The organism is Serratia sp. 506_PEND (assembly GCF_001076875.1).
GTDB lineage: Bacteria > Pseudomonadota > Gammaproteobacteria > Enterobacterales > Enterobacteriaceae > Serratia > Serratia marcescens.
Genome location: NZ_JVEL01000004.1, coordinates 1 through 284, shown reverse-complemented (window position 1 = coordinate 284; position 284 = coordinate 1). Strand labels below are relative to the sequence as shown.

At 60.9% G+C, this 284-nt stretch carries 1 protein-coding gene; it reads right to left on the bottom strand.

Annotated elements, in window-relative coordinates; all coding sequences use genetic code 11:
- A partial coding sequence (locus ADK28_RS00060; RefSeq protein ID WP_048794570.1) for a contractile injection system protein, VgrG/Pvc8 family occupies nt 1-284 on the bottom strand: 284 nt, incomplete at both ends.

Genomic DNA, 284 nt, shown 5'->3' with positions numbered 1-284 from the left:
GCTTTTTCACCTGGAAAATCCGGCAGTTGGTGCGCAGTCCGGTACGCCACAGCGCCGGTCGTACAATGGCCTCATAGCGGGTGCGCCGGAATCCCGTATCCCCCAGCGCAAAATGGCTCACGATGCCGCTGACCCGACGCTGCAGCTCGCCGTTATACCAGACCATCAGCTCGCACGGCTGGTCCAGCACGTCGCCAAAATCAATCCCGGGCTGCGGGCTCGCCAGTTTCAGGCCCAGCTTAAAGGGCTTATTCAGGGCTTCCTTCAGCTCAAACTCCACCACC